At 68.1% G+C, this 16,170-nt stretch carries 9 protein-coding genes and 3 pseudogenes; 5 read left to right on the forward strand and 7 right to left on the reverse strand.

The genetic code is table 11. The features are described from left to right. The first annotated feature begins 351 nt into the window (after positions 1-351). Positions 352-2,373 (forward strand): glycoside hydrolase family 31 protein, encoded by a 2,022-nt coding sequence (locus tag AQJ91_RS35835; protein WP_067029988.1) that lies wholly within the window; start codon positions 352-354, stop codon positions 2,371-2,373. Between the two features lie 672 nt (positions 2,374-3,045). Here the strand turns inward: AQJ91_RS35835 and AQJ91_RS35840 are convergent. Further along, positions 3,046-4,497, reverse strand: a pseudogene (locus AQJ91_RS35840) (alpha-L-fucosidase); the annotation flags it as partial. Between the two features lie 79 nt (positions 4,498-4,576). Beyond that, positions 4,577-6,379: a cellulase family glycosylhydrolase gene (locus AQJ91_RS35845; RefSeq protein ID WP_067029994.1), complete on the reverse strand. Its 1,803-nt coding sequence runs from the start codon at positions 6,377-6,379 to the stop codon at positions 4,577-4,579. Positions 6,380-8,206: 1,827 nt separating this feature from the next. Between AQJ91_RS35845 and AQJ91_RS35850 the strand changes: the two genes are divergently transcribed. Next, complete coding sequence (locus tag AQJ91_RS35850; RefSeq protein ID WP_067029997.1) at positions 8,207-9,190, forward strand: acetylxylan esterase; 984 nt, start codon at positions 8,207-8,209, stop codon at positions 9,188-9,190. 490 nt (positions 9,191-9,680) lie between these two features. Then, a complete protein-coding gene (locus AQJ91_RS50710) occupies positions 9,681-10,526 on the forward strand; it encodes a phosphotransferase family protein (RefSeq protein WP_234383251.1) in 846 nt (281 codons plus the stop codon). A gap of 114 nt (positions 10,527-10,640) precedes the next feature. Here AQJ91_RS50710 and AQJ91_RS35860 read toward each other — a convergent pair. Both AQJ91_RS35860 and AQJ91_RS57540 read right to left on the reverse strand, forming a co-directional pair. After that, a pseudogene (locus AQJ91_RS35860) lies at positions 10,641-11,999 on the reverse strand (cellulase family glycosylhydrolase); the annotation flags it as partial. A gap of 865 nt (positions 12,000-12,864) precedes the next feature. Continuing rightward, positions 12,865-12,996 carry a hypothetical protein gene (locus tag AQJ91_RS57540; RefSeq protein ID WP_267891271.1) on the reverse strand — a complete coding sequence of 44 codons (132 nt, stop codon included), beginning with the start codon at positions 12,994-12,996 and terminating at the stop codon, positions 12,865-12,867. 98 nt (positions 12,997-13,094) lie between these two features. On the opposite strand from AQJ91_RS57540, the pseudogene AQJ91_RS56420 reads away from it, so the two are divergent. Next, positions 13,095-13,345 (forward strand): annotated as a pseudogene (locus tag AQJ91_RS56420) (helix-turn-helix domain-containing protein); the annotation flags it as partial. A gap of 539 nt (positions 13,346-13,884) precedes the next feature. Then, positions 13,885-14,649 (forward strand): glycoside hydrolase family 12 protein, encoded by a 765-nt coding sequence (locus tag AQJ91_RS35865; protein ID WP_067030020.1) that lies wholly within the window; start codon positions 13,885-13,887, stop codon positions 14,647-14,649. 134 nt (positions 14,650-14,783) lie between these two features. On the opposite strand, the gene AQJ91_RS35870 is transcribed toward AQJ91_RS35865, so the two are convergent. The 3 genes from AQJ91_RS35870 to AQJ91_RS56430 form a co-directional block, all read right to left on the reverse strand. Then, the gene (locus AQJ91_RS35870) at positions 14,784-15,515 is read right to left on the reverse strand and encodes a transposase (RefSeq protein ID WP_159054720.1); all 732 of its coding nucleotides are present in this window, start codon (positions 15,513-15,515) and stop codon (positions 14,784-14,786) included. Between the two features lie 104 nt (positions 15,516-15,619). Further along, positions 15,620-15,808: a helix-turn-helix domain-containing protein gene (locus tag AQJ91_RS56425; RefSeq protein ID WP_159054721.1), complete on the reverse strand. Its 189-nt coding sequence runs from the start codon at positions 15,806-15,808 to the stop codon at positions 15,620-15,622. Positions 15,809-15,834: 26 nt separating this feature from the next. Continuing rightward, positions 15,835-16,167 carry an SDR family oxidoreductase gene (locus tag AQJ91_RS56430; RefSeq protein WP_234383255.1) on the reverse strand — a complete coding sequence of 111 codons (333 nt, stop codon included), beginning with the start codon at positions 16,165-16,167 and terminating at the stop codon, positions 15,835-15,837. Positions 16,168-16,170: the final 3 nt, after the last annotated feature.

Here is a 16,170-nt window from a genome sequence, read left to right on the forward strand (position 1 = left end):
CTGCCTCCACCAGGGCCGCCTCGCTCTGCGGTACCCCGACCACGGCAACCTGAACGTCGCTCAGCACACCCGGGCCGAAAGCATGCGGGCGCGGCCCGCACCGCTCCCACTCCAACACCCGGACCACGTCGGCGTCACCCACCCACCACCCCGCCCGCCGGCCGGACAGGGCACCCCCGAACGCCCCAGTCGGAACTCTGCCTGACCATCGACGACACCGGGGCCGCACCACGACCACCTCCATTCGATCTCCGGTTGACGCGCTGTCTCACCGGGGCCATCGCCGTGTGCGGCAGCCCAGCCGGAAGCGGTTCGTCACCGGCAACCGAACCGAAAGGGATCCCCCTCAGCATGTACCAGCACGCCGGAGCCGCGATCGAGCGGCGCACCGACCACGAGTCTCTGCGCATCGAACCGTGGGGTCCGCACGCGGTTCGCGTACGCGCCGCGGCCGACACGATCGACACAGCCCTCACCTGGGCCTTGGACCTGCCGCCGCGCGAAGCGGAGGAGGCGCGCGTGCTCGTCCGCGAGGACGGAACGGCCCGGCTGGTCAACGGGCACATCACCGTCGAGGCCGACGCGGACGGTCGCTTGCGCTTCCTGCGTACGGCGGGCGAGGGCGAACGTACGGCGGGCGAGGGCGAAGGGCGCGAACTCCTGGCGGAGAAGCCCCCGTACCCCATCTGTCCCGGCCCTCGCGTGCACGCACCGCGCGGCGACGGCACCTATGCCGCCGAGCAGATCTTCCAGGCGTACGAGGGCGAGCGTCTGCACGGCCTCGGCCAGCAACTCCACGGCCGCCTGGACAACAAGGGCTGCGTCATCGACCTCGTCCAGCGCAACACCGCGGTGACGATCCCCTTCCTGCACTCGTCCCGGGGCTACGGACTGCTGTGGAACAACCCGGCCATGGGCCGGGTGGAACTGGGTGCGGACGCCACCCGTTGGGTCGCCGAGCAGACTCGCCAGATCGACTACTGGATCGTCGCCGGTGACACCCCGGCCGAGATCCTGGCCGCGTACGCCGACGCCACCGGTCACCCGCCGTTGCTGCCCGACTGGGCGACGGGTTTCTGGCAGTCCAAGCTGCGCTACCGCACCCAGGACGAACTCCTCGCCGTCGCTCGCGAACACCACCGCCGCGGCCTGCCGATGTCGGTGATCGTGTGCGACTTCTTCCACTGGACCCGTATGGGCGACTGGTCCTTCGACCCCGAGGACTGGCCGGATCCGGCCGCCATGATCAAGGAACTCGACTCCCTCGGCGTTCGGCTCATCGTGTCTGTCTGGCCCAACCTGGAGGCCGACAGCGCCAACTACGACGCCCTGCGCACCAGCGGCGGCCTGGTCCGTGACAGCCAGGGCGGCCTGCTGCGTCAACCCTGGCCGGCCCGGAGCGACGGCGAGCAGTACGTCCCGATGGCGTACTACGACGCCACCCACCCCGGCGCACGCCGCCTGCTGTGGGAGCAACTGCGCGCCAACTACGCGGATCTCGGTGTCGTGGCCTTCTGGCTCGACGCCTGTGAACCCGACCTGTCACCGGAACTCGCACGGCGTGCCGTCTATGGCGCCGGGCCGGGGCCGCAGGTCGGCAACGCGTTCGCTCATCTCCACGCGCGGGCCGTCGCCGAGGGGCTGCGCGAATCCGGCGACGACCGCCCGCTGAGCCTGATCCGAGCGGCCTGGGCGGGCAGCCAGCGATACGGCGCCGCGCTCTGGTCCGGAGACATCCCGGCGACCTTCGACTCCCTGGCCACCCAGATCCGCGCCGGCCTGAACGTCGCCATGAGCGGAATCCCCTGGTGGCACACCGACATCGGCGGCTTCATGGGAGGGCACCCGGACGACCCGGCATACCGGGAACTGCTCGTCCGGTGGTTCCAGTACGGCACCTTCAGCCCCGTCATGCGCCTGCACGGCGACCGCGAGCCGAACCAGCCCTTCAGCACGTCGATGAGCGGCGGCCCCAACGAGGTCTGGTCGTACGGCGAGGAGGCCTACCCGATCCTGCGCGACCACCTCCTGCTGCGCGAGCGCCTGCGTCCCTATCTGCACGACCTCGCCGAGACCGCTCACCGGACCGGCGCCCCGCCCATGCGTCCGCTGTTCTTCGACTTCCCCGACGACGAGACGGCCTGGGACGTCGACGACCAGTACCTGCTCGGCCCTGACCTGCTCGTCGCTCCGGTCACGGAGTTGGGCGCCCGCGCGCGGACCGTCCACCTGCCCCGCGGGGCCCGATGGACCGACACCGCGACGGGGGCGGAACACGAGGGCGGCACGACGTTGTCCGTCGCAGCGCCGCTCGAGCGGATTCCCGTCTTCGTACGCGCGGGTTCACCCCTCGCCCGGACGCGCGTCTACTGACGAAGGCCCGCGGACACTCGGTCACTGTGCCCCCGCCCCCGCCGGAGGCGGGGGCACCGCATGCCGTCACAGGCCGACGATCCGCCACTCCTGAACCAAGGGAGGTCGTCGCTCTGGGAGCTCGCTTCCTCGTCGAAGGTGCCGACGCTGAGGCCGGCGTCGACGTTGCAGCAGCCCGGACGATGGCGGCCTGCGTCTGGTGCTGTGTCCGCTGGGCACGGAGCCGTCGTACCGCGTGATGGGGCTGTCGGACTGCGGGTAGCGACTCTTGGGCGCGCATTTCGACGTGCCGTTGCTCTTGAGCATCGCTGTGACGCGCCCACTGGTAAAGGCACGTCGATGCACGGCTACGGCGTCACGATCCCGTCGCCGGTGCGGTGCTCGGCGGTCTGCGAGTCGCCTCCACGGGAGACCGGTGCACGTGGAGCACGACTCAACGCCCTTCTTGCCGGGGCGGTCGACATGGAGCAGCGCACGGGCCTGGTCGCCCTCGACGGAGGGCCCCTCCGATCGGAGGCCGCCGGCTCCGCCTCCCGCAACCGTCTCATTGGTCCGGGACCTGACAGCACCACCTGGTGGGCATAGAGATCGGCGGTGGTGCCGTCAGGCGAAAGACGAGCCGACTTGGCGTGGTCCGGGCATGTGTCAGGTCGTCGGAGGTGTACCTCAAGACCGCAGTTCGGGGATCGGCCCGGTGAAGGTCAGTTTGACGGTGTATGCGGGGGCGCTGAACGGTGCTGTCGACGGCAGGGTGATGTGCAGGCCGTTCTCGTCTTGACGGTGGTCGCGCAGGGGGACGTAGTCGCCTGCCATGGGGCCGAGCAGGTGTACCGACCGCAGAGAGCCCAGATCGATGAGGGCCTTCGTGAGCGTGGTGATGGCGAGGCTGCCGACGGGCCAGCCGAGGGCCGTCGCGTACAGCACCGTGTTCTGCTTGTTCCGGGTGAAGCGGATGTCCCTGTTGGTACCGGCCATCGCCTCGGTGAACGATCCACCGCCCATGGTGGTCGGTCCTTCGCCGTGGACGGTCCAGGCCCGGGTGCCGTAGAGGGACTCGCCGAAGCGGCGCAGGTAGCCGCCGATACCCTGCAGGATGGTCCGCTGCTCCTCCGGGATGGCGCCGTCGGCCGTGGGGGAGATGTTGAGCAGCATGTTGCCGTTCTTGCTGACCCGGTCGATCAGGGAGTGCAGTATCTCTTCGAGTGAGTGGTAGGTGATGTCGGTGGTGTGGCACCAGGTGGAGCGGGCGACGATGTCGTCGGTGAGCCAGTACGGGCGGGTCACCTCGGCGGGCCCGCCGCGTTCGTAGTCGTAGACCTGGCCCTTGTCGTTGAAGCCGTCCTTGTAGGTGGCGACGACCTCTGAGCCCCACTCGTCGGCCCGGTTGTAGTAGTGAGCAAGGAACTCCAGGGCCGTCGACTCGTCCACCTGGTCCAGGTTGACGTCCTGCCAGAGGATGTCGGGGCGGGCGAGGTCGATCACTTCCCTGAGCTTGTCCAGCCACAACCGGTTCTCCGCCGCCGGACCCAGCTGCCCGTACAGCTTGCGCAGTGTCGGCTCGGACTGGGGTGGGACGTGGTCGAAGAACCCGGTGAAGTGGAACGCGTGGTGCATCGCGACCAGCACCTTCAGGCCCTGGGCCCGGTAGGCCCGGGCGAACGAGTCCAGCAGGTTTAGACGAGGCCCTTTGGCGACGGAGTTCCATTCGTTGACCCGGCTGTCCCACATCGAGAAGCCGTCGTGGTGTTCCGCCACCGGACCGGCGAAGCGTGCACCGGCGTCGGCGATCAGCTGTGCCCACTCGTCGGGGTCGAAGAGGCCGCCGGCGGACCTCAGCTTCGGGGCGAACCGCACGAACCTGCCTGACTTGTCGTGGCCGCCGTCGATGAAGCGGTGGTAGGGCCATGTCGAAGGGTCGCCGTACGTCTGGATGTGGTGCCGGTGGACGGGGTGGTCGGGAATGTACATATCGCGCGGGTACCACTCGTTGTTGAAGGCGGGGACGCTGAACGCGCCCCAGTGGTGGTAGATGCCGAACTTGGCGTCCTGGAACCACTCCGGCGCCGGGACGTGCCGGTCGACCGAAGACCAGGTCGGTGTGTAGATCATCGCTGCCTTGTCCATAGGGGAGCATCCGGTCGATGGCCGTGGCGGGTTGGAAGCCGGGATCACTTCCGGCCCGCCACGGCCGGGGCGGGTTGGTTCAGGACGTGGTGCCGGTGACCGTGCTCCCCGACTTGGTCACCTGGTACGTCACCGTGTCGCTGCTCCAGAAGTGGAAGGTGAGGGTCACGGGCTTGCCGTCGGCGACTTCCGCGAAGAAGGCGGAGGTGAGGGTGATCCTGTTGTCGGCGTAGCGCGGTGAGAAGGACTTGTTGAACTCCTTGTAGGAGGTCCATTCGGCGGGGCCGGCGTTGCTGCCGTCGGCGTACTTGGCTTCCATCGTCGCCAGCAGGTCACCCCGGAACTGTGCGGGGACGGCGAAGGAGTCGGTCGTCCCGGTCGCGTTCGACAGCACGGGTGTGTCGTTGGTGATGACGCGGATCGGCCAGGGGACGCCCTGGGAGAAGTGCGCCTGGAGTGTCGTGTTGACGCCGTAGGCGCGGTCGCCCACCAGCCGGGTGAGTGCGGCCGCCTTGAGGGTGAGCTGGTTGCCCGAGAGCGTGTAGTCCTGGCCTTGTACCAGTGTGGTGTTGCCCTGCTTGAGGGACCTGAAGCTGGTTCCGTTGGGGTTGAGGGTGAGCGTCTGGTCCGTGATGGGGGCGGACTTCCGTACGAAGACCAGGTCCGACGACGCGGTTCCGGAGCGCGTCGTCCAGCTGGACTTGAGCTGGGCGAACAGGACGGGGTCACGCTGCTGCAGCGTCTCGCGGTTCAGGAACGAGCCGGCGTCCCACAATTGGGTGGTGACCCCGTTGATGCGCGCCTGGTGGCCGAGCGCCTCGAAGTACTTCAGGGCCTCGCCGTACTCGACACTGGCGGGCTGGGTGTAATCGGGGTAGCTGAGCAGGCTGTACTCGCCGAGGACGACGGGGATGCCGCGGGCCACGAACTTGCTGTTCATCAGTCCGAAGGCGGTGTTCATGTCCTGCACGACGTTGTCGTCGAACCGTGTGCCGCCGGCGATGTTCACGCTGAACGGCCAGTAGCCGTAGAAGTGCACGCTCGCGATCAGCCGCGGGTCGTTGAGCGACTGGATGATGGTGTACAGGGCGTCCATGCGAGCCGCGTCCGGGGCGTTGCCCAGGGTGGGCAACTCCAGCAGGCGTGTGGTGTTGTTGCCGCCCGACTGGCGCACGATGGTATGGAACGACTTGATCAGTTCGTTGAGCAAGGGGGTCGCCTCGGCGTCGCCGAACCCCTCGAACTGGGGTTCGTTGACGGCCTCCAGGACCAGCTTGTCCGGATGGTTCTTGAACGTGTCCGCGATCTGGGTCCAGGTCCTGTCGAAGCGGGTCCGTACGCCGTCGTGGTCGGTGGGCATCTTCATGATCCACTGCCACGAGTCGTGGTGGACGTTCAGCACCACGTAGAGCCCGTCGGCGAGCGCCCAGTCGACCACCTGCTTCACCCGGTTCATGAACACCGGGTCGATGGTGTAGTTCGGGCCCGGGCCTTGGTGGTCGGTCCAGGTCACGGGGATCCGGACGCTGTTGAAACCGTCAGCGCGGATGGCGTCGAACAGGGCCTTGGTGATCGGGGGGTTTCCCCACGAGGTCTCGTCGGGGATGGCGTCCAGCGTGTTGCCGATGTTCGTGCCGGGCTGCATCTCGGCCACGGCCGCCATCGCGCTGTGGGGGACTTTGGAGGCGGGCTGCCGTCTGGCGCCGGCCGACTGGACGGAGTCGACGCCGGCGGCACAACTGGTCTGTGCTGCCCGGCAGTTGGTCGCCGCCCGGGCGCTCGTGGGGAGCGTTCCCCCGGTGCCGGCGACGAGCAGTGCGAGGAGGGCGGCTACGGTCAGGCGGACTCGCCATCGGATCGACCGTGGCAGTGTTGAGTGCATGACACCTCCGGTTCGGGGTGGGCCCGTGCCTCCACGGCACGGGATGTGTCGCGACTGGGCTCGGTCGTCGGCCGGTTTGCAGGTGGTGGGTGCAACGCCGAGCGTTACTCGACTCGCGCAAGTGATGGCGGTGGTGATAGCGGCTCTTCGGGGCGGGGTGGCTCGCCGTGTCCTGTTGAGGCAGGGCGAGATTGTGAAGCTCACCCTTCTCGCAAAGGCAAGTTTCGCTGATGCGTCCCGATAGTTTCTGGAGGAGGGTACTAGGCGCACGGTGGTGGGGCAACGGTTCTCTCAGCCGCGCAGGATTCGGGATCCCGGTTTCGGTTCACCCTTGCCCGCCGACAGGCGGAGTCCGGGATGCGGGCGCGATGCCGGCTTCGACACGGTCGGCGGCGCCGGCCGGCTGCGGCTTCGCATGGCCGCCGGTGGCGTCCCCCGCGAAATGGTGCAGGGGTGCGGAGTGGGTAACTCCGCAGGTCACTGTCCGGCCGGGGTCGGCGCTCCGGCTGAGCGCCGCTTCCGGGGACGCACGCGGTCGAGGAACTCCTGACGGCGTGCACCGCAGAGCCGTTCCCTCGAGTGCGGCGGTCCGGATCCCTGCACCACTTCGCGGGACGCTGCCTGGACGCGGGCGCACCGGTCCGGGTGGGCGTCTCTCGGCTGGGCAACGGCAGGAGGTCCTTGCGGAGGGCTGCGAGCGGTGAACGGCGCGGCACGAGCCGCGCTCTCGTCCTCGAGTAGAGCCCCCGAACGGGCGGGCACACGCAGTCCCTGGCAGGAAGTTCAGCTCAGAAACTTTCGCAGTATTCGAGTATCGATTTCTCTCGTGGAGCCCTTGCGGGCCAGGGAAGGGCACGCTTAACCTCTCGGAGGTATCGAAGCGCTTCGAAAGCGGCCACCTGCGGAGACTCGTGTCCCACTCGAGGCTGTGCGGCGGCATCCGCTCGCTCCCGCTTCACGCCTTGAACCGCGATAACTCCAAGACGCTCCGTCATGGAACCTTGAGGGCCACCACCATGAACGTCGGAATGAACCGCACAACCCTCGTGAACGGCGCCGTGGGGGCGGCCGCTTTGTCTCCGCTGAGCACCACACTGGACCGCTGGTGATCCTGCTGTGGACCTCAGGCTGCGCCCGCGGACGCCTCGGTGGTCGCGAGGGTCACCTCAGCGCACGTTCCCATGCCGGGAATCGTCGTCAGCAACTCAACCCGTCAGCGAAAGGGAGCCGGCTGCCTGGTGACCTCCTCGCTCGTGCGGGCCTCGCGCGTGGTGACCGCGTCGATGGGGCCCAGCATGCCGTGGGCGAGGAATGCGCGGGCCGCTCAGTCCGCACACCGGCCTTGGCCGTCTCGGCCGGGACAAGAGGCGAGCTCGCCGGAGATCAGGGCCTCCGGCATCGCGCGGGCCGACTGGCCCGGAAGGCCGGAGACGTCCGCGGACAGTCTGATCCCGGCATCTTCGAGAAACCGTTCCACCGCCTTGGTGCCGTGGGCCCGATCACGGGGGCGACGGCGAGACACCGGGCCAGGTCGTCCGGCTGCCGAACTCTGGCGGGATGCACGAGCGCCTCACCCGGCCGTGTTCGACGCCCCGTTGTTGAGGCGGAGGGCTCCCGCTCGTTGTCCTTGGTCCCCTCATCCGGACCGGTGCTGGTCGAGAACACCGTCTTCTCCACGAGCTCGACCGGGTTGGTCCGTTCCGCTGCGAGCAGCGCATACGCGGAGCAGCACGGAGGATCAAGCGGCCGCTCCCTCGGAGCCGTCAGCGGCAGGGCATCAGCCACGCCCGGTCCGCCCGGACCTTCTCACGATCTCAGGAGCACACGATGTCACTGACAGAGTTCGCCATTGAAGAACTGGCGCGCTACCGACCGGAGTTGCCCCATCCGCACGACTTCGACGACTTCTGGAAGCGAACCCTCGCCGAAGCCCGTTCGTATGGAGGGGCGGTGAAGGCCGAGCGGCTCACGGACCGCTTCCTGCTGCGCACCGTCGAGGTGGACGACGTACGCTTCCCCGGCTGGAACGGCGAGCCAGTGGCCGCCTGGCTGCTGCGCCCGCGCGGAGCCGAGGGCTCGCTGCCGGTCGTCGTCACCTACATCGGATACGGCGGCGGCCGCGGACTGCCCACCGATCACCTGCTCTGGTCTGCTGCCGGCTACGCGCAACTCGTGGTCGACAGCCGCGGCCAGGGGCATGACACGCCGGACCGGAGTGTGGGCGACGGCACGCAGTGGGCCGAAGGTTTCATGACCCGCGGCATCGAGTCCCCCGACAACCACTACTACCGGCGCCTGATCACCGACTGCGTCCGCGCCGTGGACGCCATCGCCGAGATGCCCGGACTCGACAGCGGTCGGATCGCCGTGGCGGGCGCCAGCCAGGGCGGCGGCCTGGCTCTCGCCGTCGCCGGGTTGACCGGGGACCGGGTGGCGGCCGTGCTGCCGGACGTCCCGTTCCTTTGCCACTTCCGGCACGCCGTGCAGATCAGCGGAGAGGGCCCCTATCCCGAGATCGTCAAGTACCTGCGCTGGCACAGCCCCCAGCGTGTGGAACAGGCCTTCGCGACTCTGGCCCACTTCGACGGCGTCCACTTCGCGCAGCGGGCCACCGCGCCGACACTGTTCAGCGTCGGCCTGATGGACCCGATCTGTCCTCCCTCCACCGTCTACGCCGCCTTCAACCACTACGCGGGCGAGGACCGCACCATGACCGTCTGGCCCTTCGCAGACCATGGCGGAGGCTGCGGCTTCAACCCGCCCGTCCAACTGGCCTGGCTGCGCGAGCGCGGGCTCGGGCCGGAGCAGTGACGGGGCTCTCGGGCAGACACCCCGACCGCACGTGCACGCGCGCCCCGGGAGGGACGGGCAGCGGCACGGTGACCACCAAGGGGCCGCCAGCCAAGTCGGGTGGAGGCCGGCACCCCCTCATACCCGCCTTCCACGTCACGGCGGATCCCCGCGCGGTGCCGGATCACCGGTCGGTGGGCGATCGGCGAGTTGACTCCGGCCGGCCGGTCCGCACACGCGCGCTTGCGACGGTCCGTTTCGACCACGAGTCGCTCACCGCGCCACGCTGAGTGTCACCGACATCGGAGTACCGCGAAGCCTCAGCCGGCGGCCCATCGCAACCTCACTGTCCGGAAGCGAGTCCATGCAGAGCCTGACCAAGCGACACCTTTCCTCTGACGAGCTCGACCTTCTGTTGCGTACCCGCGTCGGCATCGGATGCCGACTTGAGGCAGAACTGACCGACGGCTGGTTCAACAGCGCCTACCGGGTACAGCTCGATGACGGGCAGATGGCGATCGTCAAACTCGCCCCGCCGCCCGGTGCCGCGGTCCTGCGGTATGAACTCGGCATCCTGTCGACCGAGGCCATGGTCTACCGGCGGATCGCGGCTCTGCCCGGCGGCGGTGTGCCCACGCCCGTCCTGCTGCACGAGGGCGACGGCTTCCTCCTCCTGTCCGTCCTGGAAGGCACCCCGTGGGACAAGGCGGCCGACTCCATGTCCCCCACCGCCGAGGCGGGGCTGCGCCGCGAACTGGGTGCGATCACGGCACGCCTGCACACCCTGGCGCCAGAGGACGGCCGCTTCGGCTACCCCGCCGACGGGTCCGCCCTGTCAGCCTCCGACTGGCGCTCGGCGTTCACCGCCATGGTGGACGCACTCCTCGACGACGCCGAGCGCTGGCAGTCCCCGCTGGACGTGCGCCCAGACGACATACGGAAGCTGGTGGCCGACGGAGGATACGCCCTCGACCAGGTCACCGAACCCAGGCTGGTCCACTTCGACCTGTGGCCGGGCAACATCTTCGTCGACATCACCGAGGGCGGGGAGAACGCCCGGATCACCGGACTCATCGACCACGAGCGGGCGTTCTGGGGCGACCCGGCCGCCGAACTGGTCTCCCTGGCCTTCGGCGGGGACGCCGGGCCGAACAGCGACTTCGTCGCCGGATACACCACGGCCGGCGGCAGCCTTGACTTCAGCACCGGATTCCGTCACCGGTTGGGCCTCTATCACCTCTACCTGGGCCTGCTGCTCGTCGTCGAGTGCGGCCCTCGTGGCTTTGGCTCCACACATCTCGCGTTCTGCCGCCGTCATCTCGTTGACAGCGTCACCCGGCTCCGGGCCCTGGAGTAGGCGGCTACCGGCGCCGCCGGTCCCCGCTTCCAGCAGGAGCTTGCATGCCGATGGCACCTTGATCTGCCAGGGGACGCCTCGGGAGAACTGTGCCCGAAGGGTCGCGTTGACCCCGTAGGCGCGGCTGCCGGAGAGGCGGGTGAGTGTGGCGGCCTTCAGGGTCAGCCGGTTGCCCGACAGGGTGTAGTCCTTGCCCTTGACCAAGGTGGTGCTGCCGTACTTCAGTGCCTTGAACGTCTTCCCGTGAGGGTTCAGCGTGAGCGTCCGGTCCTTGACCGTACCGGACTTCGGTACGAAGACCATGTCGGAGGAGGCCGTCGCCGAGCGGACGGACCAGCTCGACTTCATCAGGGCGTACAGACCCGGGTCACGCCACTTCAGGGTCTTGCGGTGGAGGAACGAGCCGGCGTCGAACAGGTTCGTGGTCACCCCGTTGATGCGCGCCTGGTACCCGAGTTCCTCGAAGAACTTCAGTGCCTCGCCGCGCTCGATGAGGCCGGGGCGGGTCCAGTCGTAGCCGAGCAGGCCGTACTCGCCGAGGATGACGGGGATGCCCTTGGCCACGAATATGTCATGCATGAGTTTGAACGCCTTGGCCATGTCCTTCTGCGACGTGGCGTCGTACCGGGTCGAGCCCGCGATGTTCACGCTGAAGGGCCAGTAGCCGTAGTAGTGCACGGTGGCGATCAGCCGCTTGTCGTGCAGGGACTTGATGGTGGTGGCCAGGTCGTTCATCAGGCCCTGGGACGGAGTGCCGCCGATGGTGGACAGCACGAGCAGCCGGGTCTTGTTGTGGCCGCCGGACTTGCGGACGATGCCGTGGAAGGACGTGTTCAGTTCGTTGAGCAGCTCGGCCTTCTGCGCATCGCTCGCGTCGTCGGACACGGGCTCGTTGATGCCCTCGAAGTTCAGCCTGGCAGGCGCGTTCTTGAACGTGGTGGCGATCTGGGTCCAGGTCGCGTTGTACCGGGCCAGTACCTTGTCGTGTTCGGTGGGCATCTTGCTGACCCACTGCCACGAGTCGTGATGGACATTGAGCATCACGTAGAACCCGTCGGCGAGCGCCCAGTCGACGGCCTGCTTGATCCGCTTCATGTAGGCCGCGTCGATCGTGTAGTTCGGCGCTCCGCCCTGGTGGTCGCTCCAGGTCACCGGGATGCGGATGCTGTTGAAGCCCTGGGCGCGGACCTTGTTCAACAGGGCCTTGGTGGTACGAGGGTTGCCCCACGCCGTCTCGTCGGGAGTGGCCTCCAGGGAGTTGCCCAGCCCCCAACCGGGTTGCATCGCGGCCACGGCCGCCATCGCGTCATCGGGAACCGGAGCCACCGCTGCCGACGCCTTCGGCTGGGCGCCGTCACCGAGCGCCCCGAAAGCGATACCGGCCGCGGCGGCCAGTGCCAGCGGATCCCCACTATGAGCCCGAGCCTGCGCCGGCGGTGCTGGGCGGTGTGCCGTTGTGCCTTCATTACTCATCCGTTCGGAATATGGAAGCGGTGCTGCATCTGCTGGTTGCCGCAGGTCGAAGGATGGTTGCCTTGGTTTCCGAGAAAGTTTCTGAGCGTGGTTTCCATGCTGTGCTGGAACTTGCCTGACGGAAAAGGGTCCGGGGACGTTGGCGGGGCTGAGGGGCGAGTCGCCGCCGGGCCCCGGCCCATGTACCCGATGTGGAACATGGCCAGGCCGGGCTACGGGACGAGGCCGATCTGCGTCGTCAGCGTGGTCGGACACGAGTAGGAGGGGCAGCCATCGGTCCCTGTGAGAGCCCCGGCCGAGTCAGGAAGGCCCATAGGCGTCCCGGCTGCCGAGGGGCTTGCTGCCCAGCACCGTCGGCGTGCGGTCACTCGATGTGCGATGCGGCGGCAGGCCGAGAGGCGACGTGCTGGTGGACTGGGGTTTCCCGGAGATGCGGAGTCAGTTGACAGAGGGCCAGATGGGACTCACGAGAAGGAACATCGACCATGGCGGCTCTTCGAAGTTGAGTGATGCGCTGGCCTGAGAGGCTAACCGGCTGTCACGTTGGGTGAGTGTCAGGGGTTATGCGGGCGGTCCTGGTAGCAGGACGCCCGTGGTCGTGACTGATCATTTCTGTTGGACAACGATAGCGATGCGACGGCGCAGTTCTCGATCATCACAGCGGAGCCCGGACTCGTCGCTCCGTTGTCTGTGTAGACCTGGAGTTCGCTGTTGGAGGCGCGGGCGAACCGCTGGTTGTTAGCGCCGTTGCACGTCCGGACCTCCGAGGCCGAGCCCGCGGCCGTGCCGCTGCCGTAGATCTCCAGGCAGCTACTGGCGGCTGCGCTGACCAGGGCGCTGTAGGTGGGCGCGGCCGGGATACGACTCAGCGTATGCCGTCGCCGTATCCGGCGGCGGTGTTGGTGGGCGGGTTCCTGGCGTGCGCGCCCAGCTCGCCGGCGAGTCGCGCGGCTTTGGCGGGATCCTTGGCGGTGACGGTCCCTGTGTGCCCGCCCACCGGGGCCCGTGTGGGCGATGCCCCGGGCCATGTTCCGAGCGCCGATGATGGTGATCTGCACAGGTGCAGCGGTATGTGCGGCCGGGGACGACCGGTGGCACGCGCACCGTCTGGGTCACACGGTCAAGGCCCTGAACCGTGCGTGTATGGCTGCCACCGGACAGCCGGTGAAGCATGTGAGTGATGCCCGTGTCGTGTTGGAGGAACAGCGGTTGCCGGCGCACACGGATGAGCCAGTGGCGACCATCGCCCGCCGTCTGAGTTTCCCGGCCCCACCAACGTCGGGAAGTTCTTCACCCGTCACATCGGCACCTTCCCACATCCACCAGGGCCAGTAGCGGTTCCGTGAAGGCCAGGTGGCGGGCGCGGTCGATGCCATTCGAAGCGATTCGACAATGACGTCCGCCGGTGAAAGAAATGTGTCTTCTGCTGCGCAGAGTCTTGCTGTTCATATGCCCCGTTATTACTGTCCCCGCAGACGCAAGCGCTTCGACATCTCGCGCCTGTGTCTGGCAAGCCCGGTGCTTGAAAGCAAGGGAACCGGGCACCGTTCCCGCAGTTCTTGAGCGCGCCACCTCGACGACACGAGCCACCCACCATCGCGAGCAGCACCGCATGCGAACGCAGCGAAGGTGTCAACACGTCAGCTGACCGACCGTCTCGGCCGCCTCGCTTTCGGCGGGGACTCCAACTGCGAGCAGTGGAAGAACCACTTCGCCCAGGGCCGGCCATCAGCCGATCAGTCGGCCAACTGCGCAAGCACCTCGGACGGAGCTGAGTCGCACCGTCCCGAGCCCGGACTCGCCGACGAGCGACACCTCACGGCGCCAGAGTCCGCCACCAGACCGGGGGGGCCGGAACAAACCCACGCCGTCCTTGGAGGGACACATGAGATGGCAAGCCCGTAAATCCATCAGCAGCAAGTCGGCCGGGTTCGGTCGGCTGGCCCTGATCGTCGCTGTGATAGCCGGGTTCCTGAGCTTCGCCTCTCCGGCGCAGGCCCAGGTGTACTCCACCTGCGACCGGTGGGGTCAGTACACCCAGGGCACCTGGACGATCTACAACAACATCTGGGGCGACAACCACGGCACGCAGTGCCTGACCGTCGACAGCATCAAGTCCTGGTACGTCGATGCCAACCACTCCGGCGGCGGGATCAAGACCTACCCGAACACCTCGGTCCGGCCCCAGACGCCGCTGTCGCAGTTGAACTCGGCGGGCTTCTGGTACAACACGTCGTCGGCTCCCGTCGCCGGCGGTGACCACTGGAACTGGACGAGCGACATCTGGTCGACCGGTAACCAGGACGAGATCATGGTCTTCACCAGCTGGTCCGGAACGGCAGGCGGCTGGGGAAGGCAGATAGCGTCCAACGTGACCATCGGCGGCGTCCTGTACGCCTCGGTCTGGCAGGCCGATCCCGGCTGGAACGTCCTGCAGCTCATCCCCGCCCAGCAGAGCAACACCGGCTCCATAGACGCCTCGGCGGTCTGGCGATGGGCCGCGTCGCAGAACCTCCTGCGCAACACCACCTTCGACACGATGCAGTTCGGCCTCGAGATCACCTCGACCAGCGGCGTGCAGAAGCGGTACTCGCTGAACGCCTACAGCGCCTGGTGGAGCAACACCTCCGGCGGCGGATCAAGCATCTAGCCGCAATACGCGCGACACGACGGTGCACTCCGTCAGCGCCTAGAGGCGAACGCCGGAGCGATTCCCAAACGCATGCCTTGCCGCCGGGCCTCGAACGACGAAATCCGGCGGCAAGGTTTGCGGAGTCTTCGAATTCAGGCGGGGTGGAGGTGGCCTCGGGCCCGGCGGGTGGTGACGCAACGTGTGCGTAGGCGTTGGTTGGTGGGGTTGCGGAAGCCGTCGGCGGGTCGCCCGGCGAGCTTGATCATGCGGTTGATGCCTTCGCTCTTGGCGTTGCTGTGGCCGGTGGTGACGAACGCTTGGATCTCGGGCCACCAGCGGTCGAGGGTGCGCACTGCGGGGATGTCGCAGTCGGCGTACCAGGTGAGGAACTTCCAGCGCAGGTGGCCGGTTCGGTGGCGGTCGGTGGTCCGGGCGGCCCGTGCGAGCAGGTCACGCAGCTCCTCCTTGGCGATCCACGCGGTCAGCAGCGTCGTGCCGATACCGCCGGTGCCGATGATCTGGTTCCCCAACGTGCTGAGCTGGGTGTCGGTGAGGTCTTCGCGGTTGCGCAGCAGGCGGCGCCGGGCCTTCCATCTCGGGTCGCCGACCCGTCCGCGCCGTCCGCGCAGGGTGGCGGTGGTGCGGCGGCGCACCAGGTTGAGCATCTTGTTCGCCAGCTGGATGACGTGGAAGTGGTCGACTACCACGGTGGCGTGGGGCAGTCCGGTACGCACGGCGGTTCGGTAGCCGGCGGACATGTTGATGGCGACGTAAGCGATCTGCTCACGCCAGGGCTTGGGGTGGTTTGCCAGCCAGGCCAGCACGTCGCTGGGGGCGCAGCCTTCGACCTGGCCAAGCAGGCCCTGAGTCCCGGTTGCGTCCACGAAGCCGGTGTGCCAGCGGTCCGCCGTCGGCTCCCACCGGCGGGTGCCCGGATCCTGGCACCACCGCGTGCGACCTCGGCGGGTCGCGTCGATCCCCAGCACCGTCACCGGCCCGGGAGGGCGGTCATCACCTTCTGCCCGACCTGCCGGAAGGCGTCCATCACCGTCGGCCACGACAGGGTCAGGTCCCGGCCGGCCTGCACGACCGTGGATCCGGCATCCCGCACCCGCCTCCCGGCCGCCTGCCGCAGCCGGGTGGTGATCCTCGCACCAGCCGGGACCTGGTGAGCCACACGACAACGGGAGAACAAAGCGGTAGTCAACCGGAAGGGAAGAGGCGGCGCTCCGCCCGAACAGCCAGGCCCAGGTACCGACTTGGCGCGAACCGCACGATCAGGTCGACGATCCTGGCGTCGGCGCCAACGAGGATGCGCGGACGGCTGGCCTCCACCCCGTCCAGGATGATCGAGACCGCCTTGTCCGGAGGCATTCGCAGCAGCTTCTCGTTGTACACCCGGGCGCGCTCCAGGTGTTTGGGACGGACGGCCAGTCCCTGCCGTTGCGCATCGGCGAGTGCGGTGGTGGCGATCCCGGTCCGAACGCCGCCGGGGTGGACGACGCTGACCCGCACTGGATGGCCCGCGAGCAGCATCTC

Origin of the sequence: Streptomyces dysideae (genome assembly GCF_001514305.1) — a bacterium.
In the GTDB taxonomy this organism is placed as follows: domain Bacteria; phylum Actinomycetota; class Actinomycetes; order Streptomycetales; family Streptomycetaceae; genus Streptomyces; species Streptomyces dysideae.